At 69.0% G+C, this 24295-nt stretch carries 32 protein-coding genes and 2 tRNA genes; 11 read left to right on the top strand and 23 right to left on the bottom strand.

The window, feature by feature from the left end:
• Positions 1-43 precede the first annotated feature (43 nt).
• The 18 genes from SLV14N_RS22550 to SLV14N_RS22640 form a co-directional block, all read right to left on the bottom strand.
• Entirely contained in the window at positions 44-1408 is a 1365-nt protein-coding gene (locus SLV14N_RS22550; RefSeq protein ID WP_263270819.1) for a tyrosine-type recombinase/integrase, read from the bottom strand.
• Entirely contained in the window at positions 1405-1608 is a 204-nt protein-coding gene (locus SLV14N_RS22555) for an AlpA family transcriptional regulator (protein ID WP_263270820.1), read from the bottom strand. Before SLV14N_RS22555 ends, SLV14N_RS22550 begins: the two co-directional genes overlap by 4 nt.
• 178 nt (positions 1609-1786) lie before the next feature.
• Entirely contained in the window at positions 1787-3769 is a 1983-nt protein-coding gene (locus SLV14N_RS22560) for a DUF3987 domain-containing protein (protein WP_317633716.1), read from the bottom strand.
• An 85-nt stretch (positions 3770-3854) separates the two neighbouring features.
• Positions 3855-4235, bottom strand: a complete 381-nt coding sequence (locus SLV14N_RS22570; RefSeq protein ID WP_263270821.1) for a hypothetical protein — start codon at positions 4233-4235, stop codon at positions 3855-3857.
• A 23-nt stretch (positions 4236-4258) separates the two neighbouring features.
• Complete coding sequence (locus SLV14N_RS22575) at positions 4259-4561, bottom strand: hypothetical protein (RefSeq protein WP_263270822.1); 303 nt, start codon at positions 4559-4561, stop codon at positions 4259-4261.
• Positions 4558-4722, bottom strand: coding sequence for a hypothetical protein (locus SLV14N_RS22580; RefSeq protein ID WP_263270823.1), 165 nt, complete (start codon positions 4720-4722; stop codon positions 4558-4560). Before SLV14N_RS22580 ends, SLV14N_RS22575 begins: the two co-directional genes overlap by 4 nt.
• Position 4723: 1 nt before the next feature.
• Complete coding sequence (locus SLV14N_RS22585; RefSeq protein ID WP_263270824.1) at positions 4724-5332, bottom strand: hypothetical protein; 609 nt, start codon at positions 5330-5332, stop codon at positions 4724-4726.
• Positions 5333-5341: 9 nt separating this feature from the next.
• Positions 5342-5530, bottom strand: a complete 189-nt coding sequence (locus SLV14N_RS22590; protein WP_263270825.1) for a hypothetical protein — start codon at positions 5528-5530, stop codon at positions 5342-5344.
• A 33-nt stretch (positions 5531-5563) separates the two neighbouring features.
• The gene (locus SLV14N_RS22595; RefSeq protein WP_263270826.1) at positions 5564-5815 is read right to left on the bottom strand and encodes a hypothetical protein; all 252 of its coding nucleotides are present in this window, start codon (positions 5813-5815) and stop codon (positions 5564-5566) included.
• 140 nt (positions 5816-5955) lie between these two features.
• On the bottom strand, positions 5956-8157 hold the full coding sequence (locus SLV14N_RS22600) for a cell division protein FtsK (protein ID WP_263270827.1): 2202 nt from the start codon (positions 8155-8157) through the stop codon (positions 5956-5958).
• Positions 8158-8251: 94 nt separating this feature from the next.
• Positions 8252-8473, bottom strand: a complete 222-nt coding sequence (locus SLV14N_RS22605) for a hypothetical protein (RefSeq protein WP_263270828.1) — start codon at positions 8471-8473, stop codon at positions 8252-8254.
• Between the two features lie 49 nt (positions 8474-8522).
• Entirely contained in the window at positions 8523-8789 is a 267-nt protein-coding gene (locus SLV14N_RS22610; protein ID WP_263270829.1) for a hypothetical protein, read from the bottom strand.
• Between the two features lie 2 nt (positions 8790-8791).
• Positions 8792-8968, bottom strand: a complete 177-nt coding sequence (locus SLV14N_RS22615; protein WP_263270830.1) for a hypothetical protein — start codon at positions 8966-8968, stop codon at positions 8792-8794.
• Between the two features lie 59 nt (positions 8969-9027).
• On the bottom strand, positions 9028-10344 hold the full coding sequence (locus SLV14N_RS22620; RefSeq protein ID WP_263270831.1) for a hypothetical protein: 1317 nt from the start codon (positions 10342-10344) through the stop codon (positions 9028-9030).
• Complete coding sequence (locus SLV14N_RS22625) at positions 10341-11006, bottom strand: GGDEF domain-containing protein (RefSeq protein WP_263270832.1); 666 nt, start codon at positions 11004-11006, stop codon at positions 10341-10343. Before SLV14N_RS22625 ends, SLV14N_RS22620 begins: the two co-directional genes overlap by 4 nt.
• Entirely contained in the window at positions 11003-11317 is a 315-nt protein-coding gene (locus tag SLV14N_RS22630; protein WP_263270833.1) for a hypothetical protein, read from the bottom strand. Before SLV14N_RS22630 ends, SLV14N_RS22625 begins: the two co-directional genes overlap by 4 nt.
• Before the next feature lie 92 nt (positions 11318-11409).
• Positions 11410-11880, bottom strand: coding sequence for a DUF3307 domain-containing protein (locus SLV14N_RS22635; RefSeq protein WP_263270834.1), 471 nt, complete (start codon positions 11878-11880; stop codon positions 11410-11412).
• A gap of 152 nt (positions 11881-12032) precedes the next feature.
• Entirely contained in the window at positions 12033-12191 is a 159-nt protein-coding gene (locus SLV14N_RS22640; RefSeq protein ID WP_263270835.1) for a hypothetical protein, read from the bottom strand.
• Between the two features lie 738 nt (positions 12192-12929).
• Here SLV14N_RS22640 and SLV14N_RS22645 point away from each other — a divergent pair.
• From SLV14N_RS22645 to SLV14N_RS22660, 4 genes are all read left to right on the top strand, one after another.
• On the top strand, positions 12930-13280 hold the full coding sequence (locus SLV14N_RS22645; RefSeq protein ID WP_263273242.1) for a winged helix-turn-helix domain-containing protein: 351 nt from the start codon (positions 12930-12932) through the stop codon (positions 13278-13280).
• A gap of 203 nt (positions 13281-13483) precedes the next feature.
• Positions 13484-14494 carry an ATP-binding protein gene (locus SLV14N_RS22650; RefSeq protein WP_263270836.1) on the top strand — a complete coding sequence of 337 codons (1011 nt, stop codon included), beginning with the start codon at positions 13484-13486 and terminating at the stop codon, positions 14492-14494.
• Complete coding sequence (locus tag SLV14N_RS22655) at positions 14491-15078, top strand: ATP-binding protein (protein WP_263270837.1); 588 nt, start codon at positions 14491-14493, stop codon at positions 15076-15078. Before SLV14N_RS22650 ends, SLV14N_RS22655 begins: the two co-directional genes overlap by 4 nt.
• Complete coding sequence (locus SLV14N_RS22660) at positions 15075-15932, top strand: NAD(P)-dependent oxidoreductase (protein WP_263270838.1); 858 nt, start codon at positions 15075-15077, stop codon at positions 15930-15932. The genes SLV14N_RS22655 and SLV14N_RS22660 overlap by 4 nt, the downstream gene beginning before the upstream one ends.
• Positions 15933-16220: 288 nt before the next feature.
• On the opposite strand, the gene SLV14N_RS22665 is transcribed toward SLV14N_RS22660, so the two are convergent.
• Together SLV14N_RS22665 and SLV14N_RS22670 are read right to left on the bottom strand one after the other, a co-directional pair.
• Positions 16221-16865, bottom strand: a complete 645-nt coding sequence (locus SLV14N_RS22665; RefSeq protein ID WP_263270839.1) for an HAD family hydrolase — start codon at positions 16863-16865, stop codon at positions 16221-16223.
• Positions 16866-16948: 83 nt separating this feature from the next.
• On the bottom strand, positions 16949-18316 hold the full coding sequence (locus tag SLV14N_RS22670; protein WP_263270840.1) for a hypothetical protein: 1368 nt from the start codon (positions 18314-18316) through the stop codon (positions 16949-16951).
• Positions 18317-18559: 243 nt separating this feature from the next.
• Here SLV14N_RS22670 and SLV14N_RS22675 point away from each other — a divergent pair, with 243 nt between their 5' ends.
• Positions 18560-18979, top strand: a complete 420-nt coding sequence (locus SLV14N_RS22675; RefSeq protein WP_263270841.1) for a hypothetical protein — start codon at positions 18560-18562, stop codon at positions 18977-18979.
• A gap of 318 nt (positions 18980-19297) precedes the next feature.
• Here SLV14N_RS22675 and SLV14N_RS22680 read toward each other — a convergent pair whose 3' ends face one another.
• Positions 19298-19690: a nuclear transport factor 2 family protein gene (locus tag SLV14N_RS22680; protein WP_263270842.1), complete on the bottom strand. Its 393-nt coding sequence runs from the start codon at positions 19688-19690 to the stop codon at positions 19298-19300.
• Positions 19691-19781: 91 nt separating this feature from the next.
• Between SLV14N_RS22680 and SLV14N_RS22685 the strand changes: the two genes are divergently transcribed.
• Positions 19782-20225: a MarR family winged helix-turn-helix transcriptional regulator gene (locus SLV14N_RS22685; protein ID WP_208683122.1), complete on the top strand. Its 444-nt coding sequence runs from the start codon at positions 19782-19784 to the stop codon at positions 20223-20225.
• 421 nt (positions 20226-20646) lie between these two features.
• Here the strand turns inward: SLV14N_RS22685 and SLV14N_RS22690 are convergent, their stop codons facing one another.
• Together SLV14N_RS22690 and SLV14N_RS22695 are read right to left on the bottom strand one after the other, a co-directional pair.
• Entirely contained in the window at positions 20647-21309 is a 663-nt protein-coding gene (locus SLV14N_RS22690; RefSeq protein WP_208683124.1) for an NAD(P)H-binding protein, read from the bottom strand.
• A gap of 77 nt (positions 21310-21386) precedes the next feature.
• Complete coding sequence (locus tag SLV14N_RS22695) at positions 21387-22649, bottom strand: amidohydrolase family protein (RefSeq protein ID WP_262038925.1); 1263 nt, start codon at positions 22647-22649, stop codon at positions 21387-21389.
• Positions 22650-22831: 182 nt separating this feature from the next.
• Between SLV14N_RS22695 and SLV14N_RS22700 the strand changes: the two genes are divergently transcribed.
• The 5 genes from SLV14N_RS22700 to SLV14N_RS22720 all read left to right on the top strand — a co-directional run bounded on the left by SLV14N_RS22700 (position 22832) and on the right by SLV14N_RS22720 (position 24250).
• Positions 22832-22904: transfer RNA gene (locus tag SLV14N_RS22700), tRNA-Thr, on the top strand.
• A gap of 46 nt (positions 22905-22950) precedes the next feature.
• A tRNA-Met gene (locus SLV14N_RS22705) sits at positions 22951-23023 on the top strand.
• A gap of 89 nt (positions 23024-23112) precedes the next feature.
• Positions 23113-23277, top strand: coding sequence for a 50S ribosomal protein L33 (gene rpmG, locus SLV14N_RS22710; RefSeq protein ID WP_006604855.1), 165 nt, complete (start codon positions 23113-23115; stop codon positions 23275-23277).
• Positions 23278-23361: 84 nt separating this feature from the next.
• Positions 23362-23814, top strand: coding sequence for a MaoC family dehydratase N-terminal domain-containing protein (locus SLV14N_RS22715; RefSeq protein WP_208683126.1), 453 nt, complete (start codon positions 23362-23364; stop codon positions 23812-23814).
• A 1-nt stretch (position 23815) separates the two neighbouring features.
• Positions 23816-24250, top strand: coding sequence for a MaoC family dehydratase (locus SLV14N_RS22720; RefSeq protein ID WP_208683128.1), 435 nt, complete (start codon positions 23816-23818; stop codon positions 24248-24250).
• Positions 24251-24295 lie beyond the last annotated feature (45 nt).

Below are 24295 nucleotides of genomic sequence, written 5' to 3' on the forward strand. Positions count from 1 at the left end.
CTCGAAGTGCGTGGACGGGGCGTGGACGGGATTTCTGGCCCCGTCAGCTGTGCTGCCCCAGGCGAGCGGAGATCTTGGCGTTCGCAGCCTCGTCTCCGTCGCTGAGGAACTTGGCGTACACGCGGAACAGCACGGCGACACTGTGGCCGGCGCGCTTGGCCACGAGCTGAGGCTCTACGCCTGAGCTGAGCCACGTCGACACTGCGGCGTGACGGAGATCATAAGGGCGCTTGGCGAGCAGCGATTCGCGTTGCGCGGGCGTCAGGGCTCGTGATCGCGCTTCAGCCCAGACCTCGCCGTAACCGGTGTCCTGGATGAGCCCGCCGCGCTGTGTGCGGAACAGGCGACCGTCTGGGGCCACGCCGTACGCCGTCACGTGCCACCGCAGCAGGGCGACCAGCTCGGGCGGTATGGGAACCGGCCGGACGGCTTTCCGTGGACGGTGCTTCAGCCCCCGCTTGTCGTGGGCGTCGCCGCTGTCCGTCCATGCGGAACCCGACCTGGGGCGCGTCTCACGGAGCCGCAGCACCCCCCATCCGCGTCGCGGCAGGTCGCAGTCCTGCACACGAAGCCCGATGACTTCGGCCGGCCGCGCCGCGGCGTAGTACATGCACCCGAAGAACGCCACCAGGCGACGGCCGCGGGGGCTCTGGTCCCGTACGGCCGCCAAGAGCTTCGCGGCCTGCCCGGGGTCCGGCACACAGGTGGGGTCCACCTCCTCTTCCACCTGTTCGGGTGCCTTCCACTGGACATGAGGGAGCGGGTTATCGGTCAGCAGCCCGGCGTCCACTGCGTACCCAAGAGCGTTGTGAAAGATCGCTCTCTTCCTGCGGATCGTGGTTGCCGCAGCCGTCTTGCCGTCCAGTTTCTTGGTGAGGGCGTCCAGGGCGGCCCTGACCCGCATGGGATCCGAGAGCGCCGAGGCAGGCAGCGACTTCCGCTCGAACCAGGCGAGCACCTTGGCGACTTCCGCCGGCGGCTCCTGCTCCCACCGGTTCATGTTGAACGCCCAGCTGTACAGGGCCGTGCGTACGGTCCTGGGGTCCGCCATGCCCTTGGTGTCCTTCACCAGCGCGGGTGCGACGCTCGCCATCGCCTCGGCAAGCGTCCGCCGCGTGGACCCGGGGGCATGGGGCCACTTCATCTCGATGTACTTGCGCGCGTGCTCGTACCACGAGATATCGCGCTCCTTCGTGACCAGGGACTTAGGCATTCCGCTGTCCACGTCGAACGGCTCGCCCTCACGGGCCGCCGTGATGAGCTGGGCCCGGCGGCTCTCCGCCAGGCCCGACGTCAGGAACGACTCAGAGTGCGGACGCTTCCCCACCTTCCAGCGGAGCTGGTAGGGCTTCCGGTAGTCACGCTTACGGATGGCCCAGATCTTTACGGTGTAGCTCCACTCAGTCACGCGGCCTCCAATTCGTTCTTGAAGGCGTCCAGTGCACTTCGGCGCACGCAGATACGGCCGGTCGGTGTGCGCCGCGCTTCGGGCCCGTAGCCGCGGTCGCGCCACCGGTACCAGGAGGCCCGGCTGATTCCGAGTTCGTCCAGGACTGCGGGCAGCGGCACAAGCTCATCCGCGGGTGTGCGCTTACGGGTTACGGCCATGCTCAGTGCCCTCCTTCAGGATTCGGGTTCGCGCTCCGGATACGGGGGGCCGCCGCAGAAACCGCAGAATCCGCAAAAAAGCCCGAAGATGCGCTGTGACCTGCGGCGATGAGGGTGCGAGGGTGGTTGCCGCAAAAATCGCGGAAATTGCCGCAAAAATCAGCGGCGGGCTCGTGGCTCATACCTTGGGCTCCCGTACCTGGGGGTGGATGAGGTAGCGGGGGGCCGGGGGCCGGCCGCGCTTGCCGGTGCGGGGCGGGGTTTCGGTGCGGAGGTAGCCGTGTTCCTCCAGGAGCGCCATGACGGGCTCCAGGTCGCCGACGGAGGGGAATTCGGAGCGGGAGAGCTTGGCGAACAGGTCGCGTCGGCTGACGCTCTCCCAGCCGTTGTCCTCCAGGACGCCCAGGAGGAGACGGGCACGGGCGAGGGTGGTGTCGGCGCCCATCAGGTCGAAGACGGTCAGGGCGTGGGTGGTGAAGTAGTCGCCGATCTCGATGGCGGCGTCCATGGTGTCGCCGCTGATGGGCTGGGTGTAGCCGTCTTCGAGGTGCTGGCCGAGGTGGAGGAGGCCGGCGATGCGGGCGGTGGCGCCGACCAGCTTGCTGGCCCAGTTGGTGATGTGTGCCAGCCGCCCGCCGCGGGCGCGGAGCTGAGGTTCGAGGCGCTGGTCGAAGGCGCGGAGCGCCTGGTGGGCCTCGGGGGTGAGCCGGAGTACGGCGGGGTCGGTCCACTCGGCCAGCGAGAGCGTGAGGGCCGTGACGGTGCGGTCGTAGCGTTCGGCGACGTGGTCGGGGATGGGGTCAGGGTCGGACTTGCGGTAGCCGACCAGCGATTCGGGCAGCGAGTACAGGAAGCGGGCGAGCAGGCCGCGGCCGTCGAAGCTGCGGTTTTGACCGATGTCCTTGAGGACGTCGGGCTGGACGGCCAGGCCCATGGTCAGGGCCGGTTCGTCGATGTTCTCGTCCCGGGTGCGCCGGTCTACGCGGAGCCAGTCCCCGGCGTGGCCTTTGAGGAAGACTTCCATGTTGGGGGTGCCGGAGTAGCGGCCGGCGATGATGTCGAAGATGCCGCCCTCCGCCGACATCACCGCCAGGCGCCCGCCTTGTTCGCTCATGAGGGTGGTGAGGGTTTCGGGTGTGGAGTCGTCGGCCAGCAGGCGCGGCTTGACCGGGACTTCGAGGCTTTCGGCAGCTTGTGCCAGGGCGATGGCCTCGGCGGTCAGCCCGTCGCGTTCGGGGCCCTCGGCCTTGGCCGCCTGAACGGCGGCCTTGTCGGCGGCCTCACGGGCCATCTTGGCGGTCACTTCGGCCTCGGCGATGCGCCCGGCTGTCTCGGAGGCGAGCAGCTTCTCGGCGGCGTGCAGCGGGGCGGTCATGGCCGAGAAGACGGCCGACTTGCGGTTGCCCGGGGGCAGGGCGACGACCGTGAACAGGTTCGTCGGTTCGCGCCAGCGTCCGCGGAGCTGGACAACGACGCGGCCACCCGCGGCGGTGGCCAGGACAGCGAGGGACAGGGTTCCGGCGAGGTCCGGCGGGGTCTGGGTCTCCTCGGCCAGGGCCTCCACGAATGCCCGCATCCAGGTGGGCAGGGTGTGGGTGGGGAAGGTGGGGAGCTTGGGCTGGTGGTTGAGCGGGATCGGCTCCGCCCACACGCCGGGCATGGTCTCGGCGCCCAGTGCCAGGGCTTCGCGCAGGTCCTCGGGTGTGGCGTCCGGTGACATGCCGGCCTGGACGATACGGGTGCCTGCTTCGATGCTGCGGCGGCGCCGTGCCAGGTCGTGAACGATCTCGGCGTAGTACACGGCGTTGGCGGCGGTGGGGACTGCGTCGATGAGGGTGTGGAGGTAGGACCGGCCGCCGACGCGGTGGAGGTCGCCGACCTGTTCGAGGTGGTGCCCGAGGGTGATCGGGTCGGCGCGCTGGCCTTGGCTGTGCAGGTGGAGGGTGGCGCGGTGGACGGTCTCGTGGGCCGGGCGGTAGTGGTCGGCGGGGTCCATGACCGCGCTGACCTCGGCGATGACGTCGGGGGCGAGCATGAGGGCGCCGACGACGGCCTGTTCGGCGTCCACGTCGTTGGGCGGGATGCGGGTGAAGTCGTCGCCAGTGCGGTCGCGCATCGGCAGCACGGTGGCGTGGTGTGCGTGCGCGGACTCAGGTGTCATGCTGGGGGTTCTCCTGTTTCTTCGAAGGGACGGAGAGCCGGGGCGGTCGCGGTCTTGTGGTGAGAGGCGACCGCCCCGGGCGTATTCAGTCCTCGATGTCGCCGCTGTAGCCGATGGGCGCCAGCGCGCTGTGTGCGCGGTTGAGGGCGTCGGCGAGCATGTCCGCGCAGCGGGAGGCTTCGGCCAGTGCGGTCGTGGCGTCGCTGACGTGGTCAGCCACCAGGCCGTAGTCGGCGGTGAGGGCGCCTTCCAGGTGCAGCCGGGTGAGGAAGCCTCGGGTCTGCTCGAAGGACTGCGGCAGGTACTGCGCCATGCGCTTGAAGGCGGCGACGCTGGAGTACGCCTGCCCGGGGTAGTGCAGGCTGCCCGAGCGGGAGCGTGGGGTGGGCAGGGTGGCGTGGTTGAACTTGCGGACCGCTTCGGCAGCGGTGTCCGCGCTGTGCTGGGGCTTGCGGGTGGCGCTCATAGGTCGTGCCTTTCTGGTGTGGGTCAGAAGGGGGGTTCGTCGCTGAAGCCGTTGGCGGCCCACGGGTCGCGGCCGGCGCGGTGCCAGCGCTGGGGAAGGCGCGGCAGGGGCAGCAGGACCCAGCGGTGGTCTTGGTTCCAGCACTCGCAGGGCTCCCAGTGGGAGCCGTCGTACTCGCCGGTCTCGGGGTGGCCGTATTCGTGCTCGATGCCGCCGATGCCCTCGCAGTAGCGGCAGGCGGGGCGCGGGGTGTCGGTCAGGATGAGAGCCGGGCGCGGCCAAGTGGCGCGCTGAATGCGCAGCCGGGGAAAGGGACGGTGGCTCATGCGGTGCTCTCCTCGTAGGCCATTTCGGTCTCGTCGGCCATGTCGGCGAAGCGGAGGAGGAGTTCGCCGAGCTGGCGGCGGGTGAGCAGTCGGGAGTAGGAGTGCTCCCAGTCGTAGGTGTCGAGTGCCACGGTGACGATCTCGTCGGGGTCGATGTCCATCTCAGTGCTCCTTGGTGATCTCGATGGTGGGGAGTTCGGGAAGTCCCGCGTGGGTGAGTTCGGCGGCGTTGAAGCCGGGCAGGGCGGAGCGTGCGGTGATGGCCTGGGCCAGGGCGGTGGCGTAGGCGGCGCCTTCGCGGGCTACCTCGATCTGCGCTCCGGCCCGTAGCGCCTCGACGCGTTCCACGTGCGCGTGCTCTTCGCGGCGCTCGCCGATGTGCCGGTCGTGGGCGGCGGCTTCGCGGCGGTCGGTGCGCCAGTGCCGCGCTGCCAGGCCGTAGGTCACTGCGGTGGACAGGGCCCACAGCAGCAGGGGCAGTGAGAGGCCGTCGGCGTATCCCGCTACCCCTGCCAGGGCCAGGGCCCCGGAGGTGGCGAACGCGGTGCCCGCGATGACGCCATCCCCGGCGCGCCCGACCGAGGCCAGGGCGCCGGCCACTGCCGCGCCGAGGGAGAGCGCGGTCATCAACACGGCGTCGCCGACGGAGTGTTCGGCACCGTTGGCGTTCCAGATGCGGGCGAGGATCAGCACGGTGGAGGTGGCCAGGGCCGGGGCGGCTTTGGGTGCCGCGGCGGCGAGCCAGTGGCGGGCGACGAGGGGTTCGTTCACGGCCGCCTCCTACAGGTTGCCGATGGCGTCGATGACGGCGTGGGTGAGCTGGTTGATGGGGCCGGAGGCGCCGGTGGAGGCGAGGAAGAAGCCGAACATCATGGCGATGAAGGCGGAGCCCCAGCCGAGGGTCTTGGAGCGGAGCAGGAAGAACAGGACCAGGCCGAAGAGGGCGACGAGGGAGACGGTGATGGCCACAGGGGCCTCCTTGGCGTGAGGTGGTGGAGGGGGTCAGCGGGTGCCGTCGCGGTGGAGGCGCATGGCGACGTTGAACAGGTGGCGGCCGACGCGGATGCGCTTGCGGTCGCCGTGGCAGCGGCGGCAGGTCTTGCCGGGGCGGAGCCGTCCGCGGCGGTCTTTCTTGAGCGCGTAGCCGAAGCCCTTGCACTTGCGGCAGTCGCCGAACGGCGAGACAGCACACAGAGCGACATAACAGAGCGTTACTACCGCCAGGCAGGTGATAGCGAGGCTGATGCGGGTCATGAACGGCCTCCAGGGCGGTTTTCGAGGGTTTCCGCAGGTGGGCCGCTATCCGCTAGCAGCCTGATCAGATGCGGTGTGGGGCGCTAGCGGGGCCGCTAACGTTAGCGAGGGTTACCGCTAGCGATAGCGGCCCCGCGGGCTTATCCGGCGTCCCGGTTTCCGTCACGCTCCGCTACTGCGGCGGCGAGGTGGGCGCGTTCGATACCGCGCCGGTTGACGACCTTGCCGTTGATGCGCCGCCCGATCTGGACGGTCTCGATGCCATGCGGCTTCAGGGCCGCGGTGAGCTGTTCGGCGGCCCACTCGCCGTAGACGTCGGGCCGCAGCTCGGCCAGGCGGGCCACGACGGTTTCGTTCCAGACCTTGGCCTCTTCGGCCGGGATCACGCCGAGCAGGTCCCGCAGCAGGTCATAGGCGGCGGAGGCATCCGCCTCGGGCTCCTCGCCCAGCGCGTGACCGGAGAGCAGGCCGGCGTCCTCGCGGGCCTTGCGGGCGCGCAGTGCGATGGCGTCGGCGCCTACGCCATCGACGTAGACGGAGCCGACGATCCGGGCATCGGCTCCTTCGCCGACGAAGTAGTGAATGCCCTTGTCGCCCCAGGAGAACATCGTGGCCCGCACACCGCGCTTGTAGGCGGAGGTGCCCAGGACCATGTCGTTCTCCAGCTGGCCCATGACCTTCAGGCACCAGCGGGCCGAGGCGTTCGCGGAGATGCCGGTGGGCAGCGCCTTGGCGTCCGGCCGCTGCGTGGCGAGCAGCAGCACGATGCCGGTGGCCGGGCCGCGCTTGACCAGGTCGGTGGCGATCTCCTCGAACTCGTCCTTGTACTTCGGGTGCTCGAACAGCACCTGGCACTCATCCACCCCGATCACGATCGGGTGCAGACCCAGTTCCTTCTTGCTGGCCAGCTCCGAAGTCACCTTCGACTCCGGGCAGATGTCCCGCGGCAGCGAGCGGATCATCTTGGTGCGCCGCCGCAGCTCGGTGCGCAGCTCGCGGAAGTCGCGGATGGCGTACTCGATTGCCTCGTCGTCGTCTCCGGCGGCGTGGCGGTGGGAGACGGCGTTGCCGACGGGGTCGAGGTCGCCGGTGCCCTTCATGTCGTAGGTGTGCAGCTCGGCGCGCGGGTCGAGGGCGGCGATGAGCAGCAGCAGCCTGAGCAGGAACGTCTTGCCCATGCGGGGGATGGCGCCGATGATGCCCGCGATGTACATCAGGGTGACGTTGATCCAGCGTCCGCGCTGGTCGGTGCCGAACGGCACCGGCTTGAACAGGTCCACCGTGCCGGACTTGGCCAGCGGCCACGCGGGCTTCTTGGCCTTGGACATGTCCTGATCGCCGACCCACAGCACCAGGCGGCCTGTGTGCTCGTCCGGCACGGCCTCGGGCCACACGCAGCCCAGCGGCCGGCGCAGACCCGAGGCCAGCTTGTCGCGCCGCTCGATGACGTCGGTAACCGTCACGCCGTACGGGAGGTCGCCTTCGGCGCGCCAGCCGGGGCCGTCGCGGGTGATGGGCGCGGTGAACGTGAACCCCTCCCGCCCCTTGGACTGGGCCTGGTTGATCGCCGGGATACCGAGCGCACCCAGCGCCCTCAGGACGATGTCGGAGGTGAGCTTTTGGGCCTTGGGCAGCTCCACGGCCCGGTTGATGACGGGGGCATCGGCTGCGTCCCCGGCCCAGCCCAGGGCCAGCACCACTGCACTCACCGACACCGCCATCAGCCAGGCCGGGGCCAGCACATACAGCGCGAGCGCGGCCCCCAGGCCCATGAACGTGGCGAGGGTGACCACGAGGGTGCGCAGCCGTACGCGGCCGTCGCGCTGGCGGGAGAGCTTGAGGTAGGTGGCTGCATCCTCCTTGGTCACCATGGCGCGGCGCACCGGGTCGCCTTCCGCGTCGGAGACCCAACGCATCGTGCCGCCCAGGAACTTCGCGGCCCCGCGCGGCGCCTGGAAGGCCAGCCGGGCGGCGTAGACCGGGGTGCGCAGGGCGTGGTAGCCGGTCATGTGGCCGTAGTGGCCAGCAACCCAGGTGGCGGCAGTCTTCAGTTCGTCGGTGGACTTCAGCCACTCCGGGACGATCGCCCGGCGCTTGGCGCCCATCAGCCTGCCCAGGTAGCCGGGGCCCTTGACGTCGGGGCCGTCCACCAGCACCCGGGCGGACGGATCCGGCTCCGCCGGTCGGCCGGTCGGCTCCGGGGCGGGCGATTCGTCGGCCGCCCCGCGGGCGGAGCGGGCCTTGCCCAGGTCCACCACCTCCGCACCCTCCTGGCGGGCGGCGTCGGCGGCCATGTCGGCTTCCAGCCGGTTGAACAGTTCGCGGTCGTCGTCGTGATTCACTGCTGCTTCCTTCCGGAAACGGGAGGTGGAAGGGGCCCGGACGGCGCTTTGGCCGGCAGACGTCCGGGCCCCGTTGAAACGAGGACGGGACAGGTCAGAGCTGGTTGGGCTCCAGCGAGAAGAAGACGACGTTGGCGCGCGCCATCTCCGGGGCCTCCCGGCCGATGTCGCTCTTGATGGCCATGAAGACGTCATGGCGGGTCGCGCCCTCGGGCGGGGTCCAGGTGCCGTAGAGCGTGTTCATCGCACGGCCGGGAAGCTCCAGGGTCATGACCCAGTGGTGCGAACCCTGCTGCTGAGCGTTCTGGCTGGTCACAGCGGATCTCCTCGTGTTGATCAGGTGAATGGATAAGGGAGCGGGCTGGTCAGCTGTTGAGGACGGTGTCCAGGGCGGCGCGAGCCTCGGCCGGGGTGATCGCCTGGTCCCGGACCTGGCGGTAGTTGCCGTACATGGCGGTGGCCTTGGCGATGACCTGCTGGGGAGTGACGGGGCGCTTGCCGTCCCACTCCCAGCTCACGAGCTGGCTGGCGGCGTGGTTGGCCATGCGCATGCGGTGGTCGGCCAGGCGCTTGGCCCTGCGGCGGGCGTTGTGCTTGCGCTGCTGTCCGGGCGTGGGCTTGGTGCGAGGCACGGTCAGTCCTCCAGATCCGTGTAGTGGTAGTCACCGAGGCGCGCGGCGTCGGCCATGGCCTGGTGGTCGTCGGCCGTTCCGAGCAGCCAGGTGCGGGTCGGCTCGACGGCGGTCTCGGCGGCCCGGCTGTAAGCCGCGGCTTCTTCGCTGTGCATGCGGACGGCGTCGGTGCGCCTCACAGGCGCTCCTTGCTGTTCGTCGTCGGGGAAGGCGCAGGTCACACATGCCGGCGCGGCCATCAGGGTTGTCCGGCTGCGGTCACCAGGTGCAGGCCCTGGCGGGCGGCGGTGGTACGGCGTTCGTCCACGGCCTTGATGCGCTTGCGGGCCCAGCCTTCGGAGAAGCCGAACTCCCGGCCCAGCGCGGCCGGGCCGATCGGCGTTCCGGCGTCCAGGGACTGCGCGTACGCCTCTTCGGCGCGCTGGCGCGTACGCTCCAGCTCCGCATCCTCGTAAGCCTTGTCCGACGCGGCCCGTGCACCCGTACGGGCAGGCCGTACGGGCGGTGTACGGGTCGGCTTCGGAGGCTGGGGCGTCCGGGGCCTGACCTGCTCGTACGGCCCGTTCGCGGGCCCGTCCGTACGGCCTTGCGTACGCTCCCCGCCCCCCTCTTCAGAACCCGTACGCTCCAGCTCCGGCACGGCTGCGGGAGCGTCCGTACGGGGGCCGGTGAACAGCTCCAGTGAGGGCAGCGGTCCGGCGTCGGCGTGCTCGGTGACGAGTTGGGCGACCTTCCCGGCTCGCTTGGTGTGCCGCTTGAGTTCCCGGCGGGTGACGCCGGGTTCTGCGGCGTGGACCATCCGCCAGGCGGTCTCCCACGCACGAGCCTCATCCATCGGCGGGACGGTGGCCCACCGCAGGCGCGTCGCGGCGCGGTGCACCTTGCGGTGGTGGCGGCGCCGGCGCCGGTTGTGCCGGATCTCCTCCGGGCTGGCGCCGGTGTCGTCCTCGGAGACCGACAGGCGGTAGGTCTCATACGCCACTGGCGCGGCCAGTGAGCCGACCGCGGCGACCACGCCGAAGCCGAAACCCCACATCTGCGCGCCGTGCGCCAGGTTGATGCCAGCGGCCACCAGTGCGGCCGACCAGGTTCCGGCGCGGTGGACGCCGGCGGACAGGCCCCGCTGTTCGCGGCGCTGGCCCTGGATGGCGAACATCCACGTCAGGGACTCCAGCGACACCCCGCCGGCCACGGCCATCGGCCACGCCCAGCGGCTGCCCAGGAAGTCGATCTGCGCGGGCAGCGCCACCGACACGAACAGCGCGATGACCGCGACGGTCACCAGCGTCACGCGGTGCGCGCCCATCTGGCCGCCGAGCTGAGCAAATGCGGCACGGCGCCGCTCCCGGCGGGCCGTCGCGTTCTCCTCGCGTTCCCGGCGCCGCTCGCGGCGGGCCTGGGCCGCGGCTTCCCGCCGGACGCGTTCGACGTCGACATTGGCCTTGCCGGTCGCGGCGGCGGCCTGGGCCCGCAGCAGGTCGGCTTCGGCGTTGGCCTTGGCGACGGTGGCCGCGTCCATCTGCCGCGCGCCCCGCGCACTGTAAATCTGGCTCACAGCGACCCTCCTTCGAGGCTGTGGTCCCCGCTGGTGCCGCGACGGCCATCCCGACGGCCGTTGACCGTCCGGTAGGCGGGAGCCGCGTTGTCGGCTCCGACCCTCCAACCGCCGCCGGTCTGCTTCGCGCCGTACATGACCTCATCCGCGCACCGCATCAACTGCGACAGGTCCGCGACGCGGTTGCCGGTGTGCTGCTGGACGACCCCGGCCGATGCCCCCACCCACATCAGGTGTTCTTCGAACTCCACGGGCTCGGCGAGCGACGCGGTCAGCGCGTTCATGGCTGCGCGCGTCTCCCGAGCTCGGGAGACGCGGATGACGGCGGCGAATTCATCGCCCCCGAGGCGGCCGGCCGCCCCGCTGTGGCTGCGGCTCCACTCGCCCAGGCGCTGGCCGCTTGCAGCGATCACGACATCCCCGGCAGCGTGGCCGTAGGTGTCGTTGATCTGCTTGAAGCCGTCCAGGTCGATGACCACCACCGCGAACGCCCCAGCCGCCGCAATCTTCCGAGCGCGGGCCTGGAACGGGTCACGGGTCAGCAGACCGGTCAACGGGTCCCTGCGGGCTGCCTCGATGCGGCGGTGCAGCCGCCGGGAGTGCAGGGACCATCCGGCCGCCAGAGGCGCCGCAGCCGCCAGCATCGTCAGGGTCTGGCTCATGCCGCCTCCCCCGTTTCGCCCGAGCGACGGACGCGGCGCACGCGCCGCAGCGGCGCAACGGCGGTCAGGGCGTCGGCGTAGAGGGCGTCCCACGCGGCGATCTCGTCGCCGTGCTCGCCCTGCTCCCGCAGGTCCGCCAGGATGTCGGCGGCCGCATCCAAGCGGGCCGCGCGCTCGTCGGCGGTCTCCGGCTCGAACGGGTTGAGGAACAGCTCACGGTCGAGGCCCAGCGCCTGCTCCTCGAAGCCGAAGGCCAGTTCCTCGAACTCGCCGGTGGACACGATCTGTTGGTTGCCGATGTACGTACGCATGGCTTGCTCCTGTGTCGAAGGGACGGAGAGCCGGAGCGGTCGCGGTCTTGTGGTGAGAGGCGACCGCCCCAGCGGGTGCAGCTGTAGCGCGGTCAGACGGTGGCGATCAGGACGGCTGCAATGAGCAGCCACAGGTGGTGGAAGGACTGATCCAGCGCGTAGGCACCCGTGCCGAGGTGAGCGGCGGGCTTGCCTTCGGCAGTGGTCGGGTGCGCGGGGTGGGCGGCGGTGCCGAAGCCGTAGAACTCGGTCTTGCCGGTGACCTTGGCCAGCCACGCCAGCGTGCTGCGGCGATCGGCCCACCAGTGCGTCACCGCATCCACGCCCAGGCCAATCACCAGACCAAGTACCGACAGACGCAGCCCCAGCAGCGCGGCAACCGGCAGGAGTAAGGCCAGTTTTGTAGCCGTGAGAGTGGCGACGTGGCGCGCGTCGGCGAGACGACCGACCCAGCCGGGGCGGCCCTTGGTAGCCGACTGGTGCGAGGTCTGCACCCAGTGATCACCCACGCTGTGGGCGACGTACAGGGCGATGAAGACAGCAGCGAAGGTAGAGGCATCCATATGTGGCTCCTTGTTGTCGAAGGGACGGAGAGCCGGGGCGGTCGCGGTGATGTGGTGAGAGGCGACCGCCCCGGCAAGTGCGCAGGTACAGCTACTGGTGTCCGCGTGCGCGACGGGCGGTTCGGGCAACGCGTCAGCGGCGGCGAGGACGCTCAGTTGGTGTCGTCGTCCTTGGTGACCTGGGTCTGACCGTCGATGACGGTGACGGTCTCGTTCGGGCCGGCGGTCACCGTGTAGCTCTCGCTGGCCTGGTCCTGAATGTCGTTGCGGAACTTGCCGTCGTCGCCGAAACCAATGACCAGACGGGACATGAGTGCTCCTTCATCGGAAGGGCCGGACTATCCGGCTCCCCTCAACCCCGCCCGTACGGCACAGGGCCGGACGGGCGGAGGAGGCAACCGGCCGCAGCGCCAAGCGCTGCGGATCCAGAAGGGGTGGACCGGAGGTCGTACAGGCGCCGCCCGACGGTCCATCCGGCGGCGCCCGGGTATGTTGTCGGTTCACACCGACCTGACGCAGGAAGCAGGGATACGGCCTTCATCGGTGCGCCGTTGCCACGGAGCACCGGTCCCGAGCCGGGAAATCGGGTGCGTCATCGTCACTGCTCTGACGCCAGCAGGGCGGCGCATACCAGGTGGCAACCGAGGGGGCTGACCTCCAGTGATGAAGGGATGATCCCCAGGACTGTTCTCCAGAGCTGATACGCGGATAAGTGGCCGCCGGCGGCCATCACCCGGGCCGTTGCGGGGGACGGGGAATTGCACCCCGTTCAATAAGCACGCTGTTCAGTTCTCAAGGAACAGACGCTTCCTTCGGACCCGTTTCACGGGGCCCTCCGGGCGCTGTGGAAGTGCGGTTCTTCTCGGCCCTACCGATCAGAGGCATCGGTGAAGGTCGGAGCTGAGGGCGTTCCCCGGCTCTGCCTCAGAGTGCACTGTGAGGCAGAGTCCCGTCAACCCCTACGTTCCGCGGTGAGTTCGGGGACGCTGGCATTGCCCATCACGCTTGGGCACTATGGGGCAGAGGTCGATACGAGCACTGGGGTGCAGATGGTTGAGTGGTCCGGCAAGCCCGCCTACCAGCAGGTGGCTGATCGGCTTCGTGAGCGCATCGGAGCCGGAGAGTTCACTGAGGCTGGGCAGCTGCCGTCGCTGTCGCAGCTCCAGGCCGAGTTCGGTGTTTCGATCACGGTCGCTCGCGAAGCGGTCCGGCACCTCAAGGCCGACGGGCTCGTTGTCAGCCACCAGGGCAAGGCGGCGTTCCTGACGCCGGACGCCCAGAAGCTCGCTGGTAGCAGCGAGGTGCAAGACGAAGTCGCCCAGCTGCGGCAGGAGGTCGCCGGCCTTCGTGCAGAGGTGGGAGAACTGCGCGAACGGGTGGCCAGGATCGAAGCCAACTGAGTTTCGGATGCGATGCATTGACACCTCCTGATCGGACGTGGTGTCAGTTCACCGTCAGGGCAAGGGAATCGGTATCACGCGTCCCTAGCCTTTTTAGCCCAAAGGTTTTTACACATCCGCTTACACATCCACTATCACGGTTTTTCACGGGGCCTCTCAGGCCGCTACACTCGCGGCTTCGAGTAGCTATCTAGGAGGGGCAGATGGCTCGGCGGAATCCAGACTGGAAGCCGGAATTTCTGAAGCAGTACCGCGAAAGTCACGCGCTCACTCTCGAAGAGACGGGGGAGCAGCTTCGAGAAATAGCGCAGCGACACAGCTTCAACATCGCCGCGAACTTCCAGACCATCTGGGGTCATGAGAGTGGCTCTATATACCCTGGTCCGCATTATCGCCGGGCCTACTGCCTTCTCTACGACCGCAACGAAGCCGAACTTGGCTTCCGCCGTGCTCTCCCCGGAGAGGAAACGCGGGTGGAATCCGTCCCAGACCCGCAGAACAAGAGCCTCCCTGACCCGTCAAATGCGATCGTGGAAGCCCTCGGTGTTATCCAGCCCGGTAGCGACGATGTCGACAGTGCGGCATTGCGTGACCGTGTCCTTGACGCATGGCGCCGTCGCGCCGCCGGTGGAGTCGCCGACACTCCATCAGTCCTGTTGGTGGGGGGATACGCCGGATCCGGAAAATCTGAGTTCGCCAAATTCCTCGGAAGTCTCACAGGGTGGCCGATCCTCGACAAGGATTCCATCACCCGCCCACTCGTAGACCAATTTCTCATTGCTCTCGGCGGAGAGGCCAACGACCGAAGTTCGGAGCTCTACCGCGAGAAGGTGCGTCCGCTGGAATACCGCTGCCTCCTGGAGGCGGCATGGGACAACCTCAACTGCGGTATTTCGACAATCCTCGATGCGCCGTTCGTTTCTGAGTTCTCCCAGGCGGACTGGATGCAACGCTTCCATAATCGCTGCCGGTCGAAGCGTGTCACGGTCGCTACCATATGGGTTCGATGCGATCCGGAATCGATGCGCGAGTACATCGAATTTCGAGGCGCCCCACGAGACGCGTGGAAGATGGAATCGTGGGAGGAATATCTCTCCGGCCTTGACATGGAGATGAAGCCTCAGGGGCCGCATTTCGTCGTGGACAACCGGCTGGGCGGAGCCGTCGCCATGGCTGACCAAGCCAGGGATGCACTGAGCGGCGGTGGCCTGTGACCGGCGCTGGCGTCATCCTGTACGGTCCGCCGGGTTCGGGTAAGGACACGATCACAGCGGAGCTGAACCGGCTGCGCGGCGAGTTCACGTTGTTCCAGCGCCTCAAGGCCGGTGCTGGCCGGACAACCGGCTACCGCCTAACGACCCTGGAGCGCATCAACGAACTCGACCAGGCGGGAGAGCTGTTGTACCGGAACTCCCGGTACAACGCCGAGTACGCCATTGACCGGGGCGGTCTGTCAGAACTCCTCAAAGCAGGGCGAACGCCAGTCCTGCACATGGGCCAGGTGGCCGGCGCGAGCGCCGTACAGGCATTCCCGCTCCATTGGGCCAAGGTTCTGTTGTGGTGCCCCAAGGAAGTCACGGCCGAGCGCTCTGCGGCCCGCGGCGATAAGGACGTTGAGGCGCGCCTGGCCGTGTGGGACGAGACGCGGGAAGACCTCCTGGCTCACGCGGAAGAGCCGTGGTCTCTGGTGGTCGAAACGCATCGCCAGTCGCCGACCGAGGCAGCGGAACTCATCGCTGAGGCGCTGGCAGCCAACGCGACGGCGGCCGTACGTGATATCCGGGGGCTGGTGTCGTGACGACGCTCGGCATCTTGCATCCCGGAAGCATGGGTGCGGCCGTGGCCGCTCAGGCCAAACACCGTGGGGCAGAGGTCGTCTGGTGCCCTGAGGGCCGCAGCCCCGCCACGAGAGAGCGCGCAGCGGGGTTCAGCGAGGTCCGCGACATCGCCGAAATGGCCAGTCGCTGCGACATCATCATGGCCCTGTGCCCGCCGGCGGACGCCGAATCCGTCGCGGGCCTGGTAGGTGCTGAGGAGTTCAGCGGGATCTACGTGGATGCCAATGCGGTCTCGCCGGCCACGATGGCGAGCATCAGTGCCTTCGCCATCCGAGATCCTGACCGACTGGTGGACGGTTCGGTCATCGGATCGCCCCCGTCCGCCGCGAAGACGGCGCGGCTATACCTGTCCGGCCCCGACGAAGCCGCGAGGGCGGTTGCCGAGCTCTTCGCAGGAACGGCCGTAGCCGCGCGACCCCTCAGCGGTGGCATCGGCAAGGCATCCGCGCTCAAGCTCTCGTACAGCAGCTACCAGAAGGCGAGCCGTGTGCTGGCCGCTGTGACACACGCTCTCGCGCGTGACTGGGGTGTGCAGGACGAGCTGCTCGACATCGCACAGGGCCGCTCGACCAGCTACCTGGCGGAGCCCGAGTACATCCCCAAAGTGGCAGCGCGGGCATGGCGCTGGGGCCCGGAAATGCGCGAGGTGGCGTCGGCCCTCGGCGAGCTGAGTCTTCCTGACGAGCTGGCTGAGGCGACGGCGGCCGTCATGGAGCGTTGGGCGCAGACGAAGGACCAGAGCTTGGAGATCTCGGAAGCCTTGGACCTATTGCGAGCGGATGACCTCCCGCTGTCGCAACCCGACCTGCACTGAGCACCCCGCTGGGCGGTGAACGGCCTCTGGTTCGCGTGATGCGGACGGGAGGCCGTTTTCAGTGGCCGAGCCGTTCAGGATCGGATGATCTGCTGCGCGGTCGTGGGGTCTCCCGCGGACGGCATGAGGGCTTGCACCTATTTTTGCGGCGATTCTCGCGTTTTTTGCGGCAGCGAGCCCTGCTTGTCATCGCTGCAGGTCATGGCCCGTTTTCTGGATTTCTGCGTATTCTGCGGTTTCTGCGGCTAGGGCCCTGTGAGGCAAAGGTCTGGAGTCTGGACTCCGCCCCTAAGTCGCCAGTCCTTGCAATGCGTCTATGGCCTCCGCGACGTCCTTCACCACAATGTCTGGCTCGCGGGGGCCATAGATCCACGGACGGCCGTTGGCTACCCACAGCGTTCGCAGGCCCGCCGCGATCCCCCCTTCAATGTCGGTGCCGGGGGTGTCGCCTACCATCCACCCATCGGCGCTCAGCCGGGTGTCGCACATTTCGGCGGCAGCCTCGAAATGGCCGTATGCCGGTTTCCGGACGCCGATCTCCCCCGAGATGCAGACTCCGTCGAAGAGCAGGGTGAGGCCGGTCGCATCGAGCTTCGCCCGTTGGATGTCTCCCGCGCCGTTCGTTGCGATGCCGGTACTCCAGCCCGTACGACGCAGCTCTTCGAGACCCTCCAGAACCCCCGGGAAGTGGCGAACGGACCGGGCGACGCCATCGACATACTCACGCCAGAGGTCGTCCGGGGGATCGCTGACCCCGAGCGTCTCCCGCAGGCGTATGAAGTCTGCTGGATAGGCCCGCTCCCGTAGCTGATCACAGATGACGGCCACTGTCTCTCGCGGCAACCGCCGTGAGCGCACGAAGTCGCGGGCCCACTTGTGAAGGCATCCGCGCCGGTCGATCAAGGTGTTGTCGAGGTCGAAGAGCGCCAGCATGCGACGAAGCTACGCGCCGGAGCGACGAGCCGTCGCGGAGCGTTGGCGAAGGCCGGGTAGAGCGCTGAAGCGCTTGCGCAGAGTTACTTGCGGCTTTGGCCTCGCATGACGTCGATAAGGTCCGTTGCCACCAGACGGGCCCCGTACAGCACACCAACCGCCACCAGGCTGATGATGCCGATAAGCGGCCCGGTCGCCGAGTCCGGGACGTCCAATAGGTTCGCACCCACCGCCGTGCCCACCACCACGCTGCCGAGAATGGTTAGGCGCAGCCATTCACGGTTCACCGCCGGGGTGACCCCGTTCAAGTCCTCGGGGTCCAACAGGGCTAGCGTGCGGCCCTCGCCATACCGCTGGGCGATCTTCAGCAGCATGCGGGCCGTGTCCTCGAAGACCTGCCCGGTGTCTGCCTCCGTGTCCTGCCTGGCCTCCACCGCCCGCAGGGCCCCGACCACCAGCGCGGCATGTTCCTTCAACCCCTGTTGACGTGAGTGTCTTATCCGATCGTGCCGGGTCCGCCACGCTGACCACACCGCCCGTTCAGCAGCGGCCAGGCTCACACGCGGGGCAACCAGGGGACCACCGGTATCCCATTGCTTGTACGCCTGTCCGAGACTCCCGCAGACGCCCAGGAGCACAACCACAGGCCGCCACTGGGCCGTCTCCCCGACCCGGGCACGGGAGAACATGCCTGGCCGCTCAGCCAGGATCGACCGCGGCCGGTTCTCTTGCTGACTCCCGGCCTTCTTGGTGTCGCTGAGCCAGACGAAGACGGTCGCGGCCGGCCGCATGGCAACGAAGAACATGGCCAGCAACACCAGCGCGGCTGCCGTGGTGGCCGTGGCCACAGGGTCAGCCAAAGGGTTCATGACAGCCGACACCCCGGGTTCCACCTTGTGCACCAACCACTCGACAGCATGTTGACCTGCGCGCACCAAGGAACCAAGCGGGTCAAGAGGGTTTTGCCCGCCCTTCACCGAGTGGTGGTTCGCGGGATCGGCCATCATGTTGTCAACCAGCTGGTCTCCCGTCAGATGGCGTGGTCCCCTCGAACCTGGAGGGTTGTGCCAGACGTACCGGGCTATGTTCACGAGCGTGCCGACATTGAGCACCGCCACCGCCAGAATCGCCAGTTTGAAGGCGTGCGCGATGGCCGCCCACGGGGAGCGGGCGCACCACTGCCTCACCGGCATGGCGACATAGCGCCACTCATGCCATGGGACGGGCGGAAAGGTTGGTGGCAGATTCCGGCAGGCATTCCCCAGCCGCCGCTGCGTCCGCCGATCGATCCACGCGGCGTAGCGGGTGGTTATCGGGTCAACCGCGTTGTGGCGTATCCAGCGCGACGGTCGTGACTGCGGGTGCGTCCAGAGCCATCCGATGCCGAAGGGCACACCGATCACGCCTAGGACGGACACCATCGCGAGTAGGCGCCTCAGGACTTCGGTCATCGGAGCAGTCTTGCCGAAGTTGCCCGGCGCAGTGGCAGCTTGTCCTCACCGGCTCGCGCTGTGAACTCCACCTGATTCCTTAACGGTCAGATCGATACCGATCAGGCCCGAGCGGTAGCTCAGTCATGGCTGAGGCCAGTGCCGGCGTCTCTATCGAACGGGACCGTGGAGCGCTGCTGAGGGCCCGCACGGGGCGGCGACGTATCGAATCTGCTTGAACTGGCTGTTCACCTGAATGTAGGCGTGAGTGCCTGCGACGATGCCAGCATGCCGATGCCGCCTGGAATGCCTCTTCAAGCTGCGCTCATCCCCGACTGCACGGAGCTGGAAGCTCATCGTGCGGCCTACAGGAGCGCCAAGGCCAACGACGCGATCTTCGTGTGTATCGCTCGCCATGGGCGCCACTGGAAGGTGGAGCTAGATGCCATGGCCAGCAGCAAGCCCTACGTCCCGGACCAGGGGATGGCGATCCTGAACTCTAAGGCCGAAGCTTTGGTACTGGATGGCACCGTGGAGCAGGTGAACATCGGAGCTGACTACATCTCCATGTGGCCGATCAAGACTGAGGACAGGGCACGCGAGATCGGGGCAGCGTTCCATGCCGCAATGCACGGTCTCCAACAGTTGCACATGGCCGTTCCGGACCAACGCGCAAAGTCCTAGCGCACGAGGTCAAGACTGGCGCGCACCTCGCGCCAACAGAAGCTCTGCCAGGCAGGTCTGTGGACGACGTGTGGACGGAAATGCCCGCGCCTCCTGAACGTCTGCCCGTTTACGCAGGTCAAGCGCTGGACGGCTGGCTGATCTTCAGGGGACTGTAAATCTGCCGGCTCAGCCTTCCCAGGTTCGAATCCTGGCGCCGCCACAGCGGAGGAACCTCTCCGATCTGCTGAAACAAGCAGATCGGAGGGGTTTTTCGCGTGTCGGCACCACCGGCCCGCTCGACCCCCGGAGCCGGCCGCGCTCCGGCTCCCCCGGATCTCAGCGGGCGCTGCCGATGTTGCGGTCGGCGTCGGTGCCCTGGAGCAGCAGGGTGGTCTCCTCGATGCGGCTGAACCGGCCGTCGGGCGCGAGGTCGGCGAACACATAGACCTCGGTGCGCACGGTCGAGCCGTCCTTCTTCGTGATGTGGGCGGTGTGCCGGTCGGCGTACTTGCTGCCGTCGTAGAGCTCTTCGTGCACCTGGACATGGCCGCCGGTGACGAGGGTGCGCAGGTGGGCGATGTGCTCCAGGAACCCGGCGCGGTCGGCCCACTGCCCGTCCGTGCGCTGGCGGTACTCCGGGGTGAAGTGGCGGTCGGCGGCCTCCTGCACGGTGAGGTCGCGGTGGAAGAGCAGGTCGTTCAGGGCGGCCTCGATGCCGGTACGAGCCATGGGACTTCCCCTCCGAAAGTGCGTGCGCCGCGCACGCATTTCCGTCACCGTAGCAGCAGATGCGTGCGCGCCGCACGCTATTCTTGGGAGTGTGGAGAACGAGGTAGGGCACGAGATCGCAGACGCGCTGGGCCTCCTGCTCAGGCGCACCACCCGCACACAGCTGCACAAACAGCTCACCGAGGGCATGGGGGAGGCGGTGGACGAACTGACGTACCCGGTGCTGAGCGCACTGGCCCGGACCGGGCCCCGCAGCGCGGCCGACCTGGCTCCCGACGTCGGGGTCGACCGCTCCGGTGTCACCCGACGTGCCTCACGACTGGAGGCCGCCGGCCTCATCCGCCGTGAAGCGGACCCCGACGACCGGCGCGCACACCTGCTCGTCCTCACCGAGCAGGGCGAACGCGCAGTGGCGGAGCTACGGGCACGTCTGGCCGCTCACATCATGGCGAGCCTGTCCTCATGGCCGCCGGGCGAGGCCGAGGCATTCGCCCAGCACCTGCGCCGTTTCACGGTCGAGGGCCCGTTCACCTAGGGCGGCCGTTGAACGTCAGGCGGCTGGTCCCCTCAGCCCGACGCATTCGACGCCCCCCTTCCGCTGCCACTCCTGGCCCTGGGGGTCCCGGCCTGGAGTGGCAGCGATTCCCCGAGGGACGTCGCCAACTTGGCGGCCTTCACCGCCAGTTGGGCAGCATGAGCGGCAGGGACGACACCGGCCACGCCCTGGGCATCTCGGGTCTGCATTCCACGAACCGCCCGGGTCACGAACCGCCCCGGGTCACGAACTGCCCCGAGTCACGACCTACCCCGAGTCACAACCCGACCCGAGCCGCGACCGGAGCGAAGGCCGACCCGACCCGAGCCGCGACCGGCGCGAAAGCCGACCGGGCCCCGGCCCGCACCCGGCGGACCGGGGCCCGGTCCCGTCTCGTCCGCCCACCCGGCGGACGCCGCCCTCAGTGCCCGGCCACCGCCCGCACCGCTTCCTTCACCGGTACCTCCCCGCCGACCAGCTCCAGCGTCCGGCCGATGGTGCCCGGCTCGTCGAGCAGCTCCGCCAGGACGGCCGCCACATCGTCCCGGGTCACCTCGCTGCGGCCGGTCGCGTCGGCCAGCGTCACCAGGTCCGTTCCGGGGTCATTGGTCAGCCGGCCCGGCCGCAGGATCGTCCAGTCCAGCCCGGCGCGGGCCCGTACGTCCGCGTCCGCGGCGCCCTTCGCCCGCAGGTACGCGGCGAAGACCGGGTCGGTGCCCTCGGGGGGCTCACGGTCCGCGCCCATGGACGAGACGACGAGGAAGCGCCGTACCCCGGCGGCCTCGGCCGCGTCCGCGAAGAGTGCCGTGGCGCCACGGTCCACCGTGTCCTTGCGTTCGATGCCACTGCCCGGCCCCGCGCCCGCCGCGAAGACGGCCGCGTCGGCGTCCTCCATGTGCCGGGCGACATCCTCCACCGACGCCGACTCCAGGTCGCAGACCACCGGCTCGGCTCCCGCGGCCAGCACGTCACCGGCCTGTTCCGGCCGGCGGATGATGCCCGCGACCTCGTCCCCGCGCTTGGCGAGCAACCGCTCCAGCCGCAGCGCGATCTGACCATGTCCACCTGCGATGACAATGCGCATGATCCCGACCGTACGCCGAAGCCCCGCCGCGGTGCGCGGGACCGGCCGGGGGCGGGGTGCCTTCTCGCCGCCGCGGCTCAGCGCTGCGACTGCCGCGGCAGCTCCAGCGCCACATCCGCCGCCGAGTCGCAGTACTCGCGCACCGCGCTGGTACGGGCGACCACCCGCCCGCGGTGGATCACGATCCGGCTGTACGCGAGCGAGAGCACCCCGGCGATCCGCTCACCGCGCACCGCCAGCAACTCCGCGGGGAAGCCCGCCTCGACACGTACCTCCGGCAGGCCCAGAGTCGCCCGCGCCGCCGAACTCACCGTCCCGTAGGCCGCCTCCGGCGTGGCCTCGCCCAGGGAGGCCAGCAGATACGCGGCCTCCAGCGGGTCACCGCGCCCCACCGGGTTCGCCACGTCCCGCAGCGCCCCGCTGCCCGCCGCCACCCGGACGCCGGCCGCCCGCAGCAGCCGTACGGGCGCCGGCCGCGACACCCGCGAGCCGTACCGCTCCAGGCCCGTGCAGTCACCCTGCGGCAGACAGACGACGGCGACCCCGGCGGCCGCGAGCTGCTCGGCCACCCGCGCCGCCACACTCCGCGGCATCCGCGCCATCCCGGCGCACGGCCCGAGGGCGACCCCCGGCCGCAGTCCGCCGGACATCGCCGCGAACCGCGCCAGCCGCGCCGGATCGTCACCGTCGGTGTGCAGATCCACCGGGCAGCCGTGCTCCCCGGCCAGCTCCAGGACCGTCTGGACGTACCCGGCCGGATCGGGGTCGAGGTCCGGGCAGCCGCCGATCACCGAGGCGCCCATCTTCACCGCGTCCCGCAGCATCGCCAGCCCGTCCGCCCCGGCCACCCCGGTCAGCACCCGCGGCACCGCGACCGCCGCCAGATCGGCCAGCCCGCGCAGCGACCTGCGGGCCTGCAGCACCGCCTCCAGCGAGCGCAGGCCCTGGACGTCGCCGATCCTGACGTGGCTTCGGGAGGCGGTGGCGCCGTGCCCCAGCTGCAGCAGCGCGGCCTCGGTCGTCCGCCGCTGGACGTCCTCGGGGGAACTGGAGGCGGGGCCGTCGGAGTCGGCCGTCAGGGCGGTGTCGCAGTGCGCATGGGGTTCGGCGGGGGCCGGGAGCAGGAGGTAGCCGGCGAGGTCGACCCGGGCGCCCTGCGGGGCGAGGCTGCCGGCCGTCCCGACGGCCTCGATGCGTCCGCCGCCGAGCCGTACGTCCACCGTCCGCCCGTCGGCGAGCCGGGCTCCGCACAGCACCAGCGCACCGTTTTCCGACCTCGCGAACCGGCCGGGCCCGCCGGGCTTTCCCGGCTGCGGCTGCGGCGAACTGCTGTCGGACATCGCGCTCCTCGAAGGCACCGGCGTGCAAGATCACGCAGCGTTCTTCCGAGCCTAGGGCGCGGCCGGGAGAGCTTCGCGCAGGCGCGAAATAGTCGTACCGGTGTGGTGCGCGAGGCGGCTGGGGCACGGCCCGGATACGGATTTCACGTTTGGCGGCGGGCCGTGTAATGTCTTCATCGCTCGCCCCAATAGCTCAGTCGGCAGAGCGTCTCCATGGTAAGGAGAAGGTCTACGGTTCGATTCCGTATTGGGGCTCTGATGTGTGAGGTTCCCGCCTTCGGGCGGGGTCCCCTCGCATCACAGCGGTGTAGCTCAGTCGGTAGAGCAAGCGGCTCATAATCGCTGTGTCACCGGTTCAAGTCCGGTCACCGCTACTGACAGTAGCCGATTGTGGGGTCGGTCCTCCGATCGGCTACTCTTTTATGCGTTAATCCGACCACCCGTCCGTCCAAGGAGCACTCACGTGGCTGCCACCGACGTCCGCCCGAAGATCACGCTGGCCTGCGTGGAGTGCAAGGAGCGGAACTACATCACCAAGAAGAACCGGCGTAACGACCCGGACCGTCTTGAGATGAAGAAGCACTGCCCCCGTTGCAACTCGCACACCGCGCACCGCGAGACGCGATAACACAGGCTCGTCCGTGAGGCCGTCCCCATTCGTGGGGGCGGCCTCACGGCGTTATCACCATCAGTACAGGGAGGTTGCGAGCCCATGGCGCTCGACCAGTCTTTTGTCGGACGCACGTACCCGCCCACCGACCCGTACGAGGTCGGCCGGGAAAAGATCCGCGAATTCGCCGAGGCGATCGGTGACCCCAACCCCGCCTACACCGACACCGAAGCGGCAAAGGCACTCGGGCACTCCGATGTGATCGCACCGCCGACTTTTGTGTTCGCCATCACTTTCAAGGCCGCCGGGCAGGTCATCGAGGACCCGCAACTGGGTCTGGACTACAGCCGGGTGGTGCACGGCGACCAGAAATTCGCCTACACCCGGCCGGTGCGCAGCGGGGACCGACTGTCCGTCACCTCCACCATCGAGGCCATCAAGACCATGGCCGGCAACGACATCATCGACATCCGTGGCGAGGTGCACGACGAGGCGGGCGAACACGTCGTGACCGCCTTCACCAAGCTGGTGGCCCGCGCCACGAAGGAGGCCTGAGATGACCGCGAAGATTTCCTATGACGACGTCGAGGTCGGCATGGAACTCCCGGCGCAGACCTTCCCCGTGAGCCGCGCCACGCTCGTCCGGTACGCGGGCGCCTCCGGTGACTTCAACCCGATCCACTGGAACGAGAAGTTCGCCAAGGAGGTCGGGCTGCCGGACGTCATCGCCCACGGCATGTTCACGATGGCCGAGGCGATCCGGGTGGTCACCGACTGGGCCGGTGACCCGGGCGCGGTCGCCGAATACGGTGTGCGCTTCACCAAGCCCGTCGTCGTCCCCAACGATGAGACGGGCGCGCTGATCGAGGTCAGCGCCAAGGTCGCCGCCAAGCTGGACGACGACGACCGTACGGTCCGCGTCGACCTCACCGCCATGAGCGCCGGCCAGAAGGTGCTGGGCATGTCCCGCGCCGTGGTCCGCCTGGCCTGAGCCGGGGCCGCCGGGGGGCGTCCGGCCGAGGGCTGCCGGACCGCC

Origin of the sequence: Streptomyces sp. Je 1-4 4N24 (assembly GCF_026239515.1) — a bacterium.
Lineage (GTDB): Bacteria > Actinomycetota > Actinomycetes > Streptomycetales > Streptomycetaceae > Streptomyces > Streptomyces nigrescens.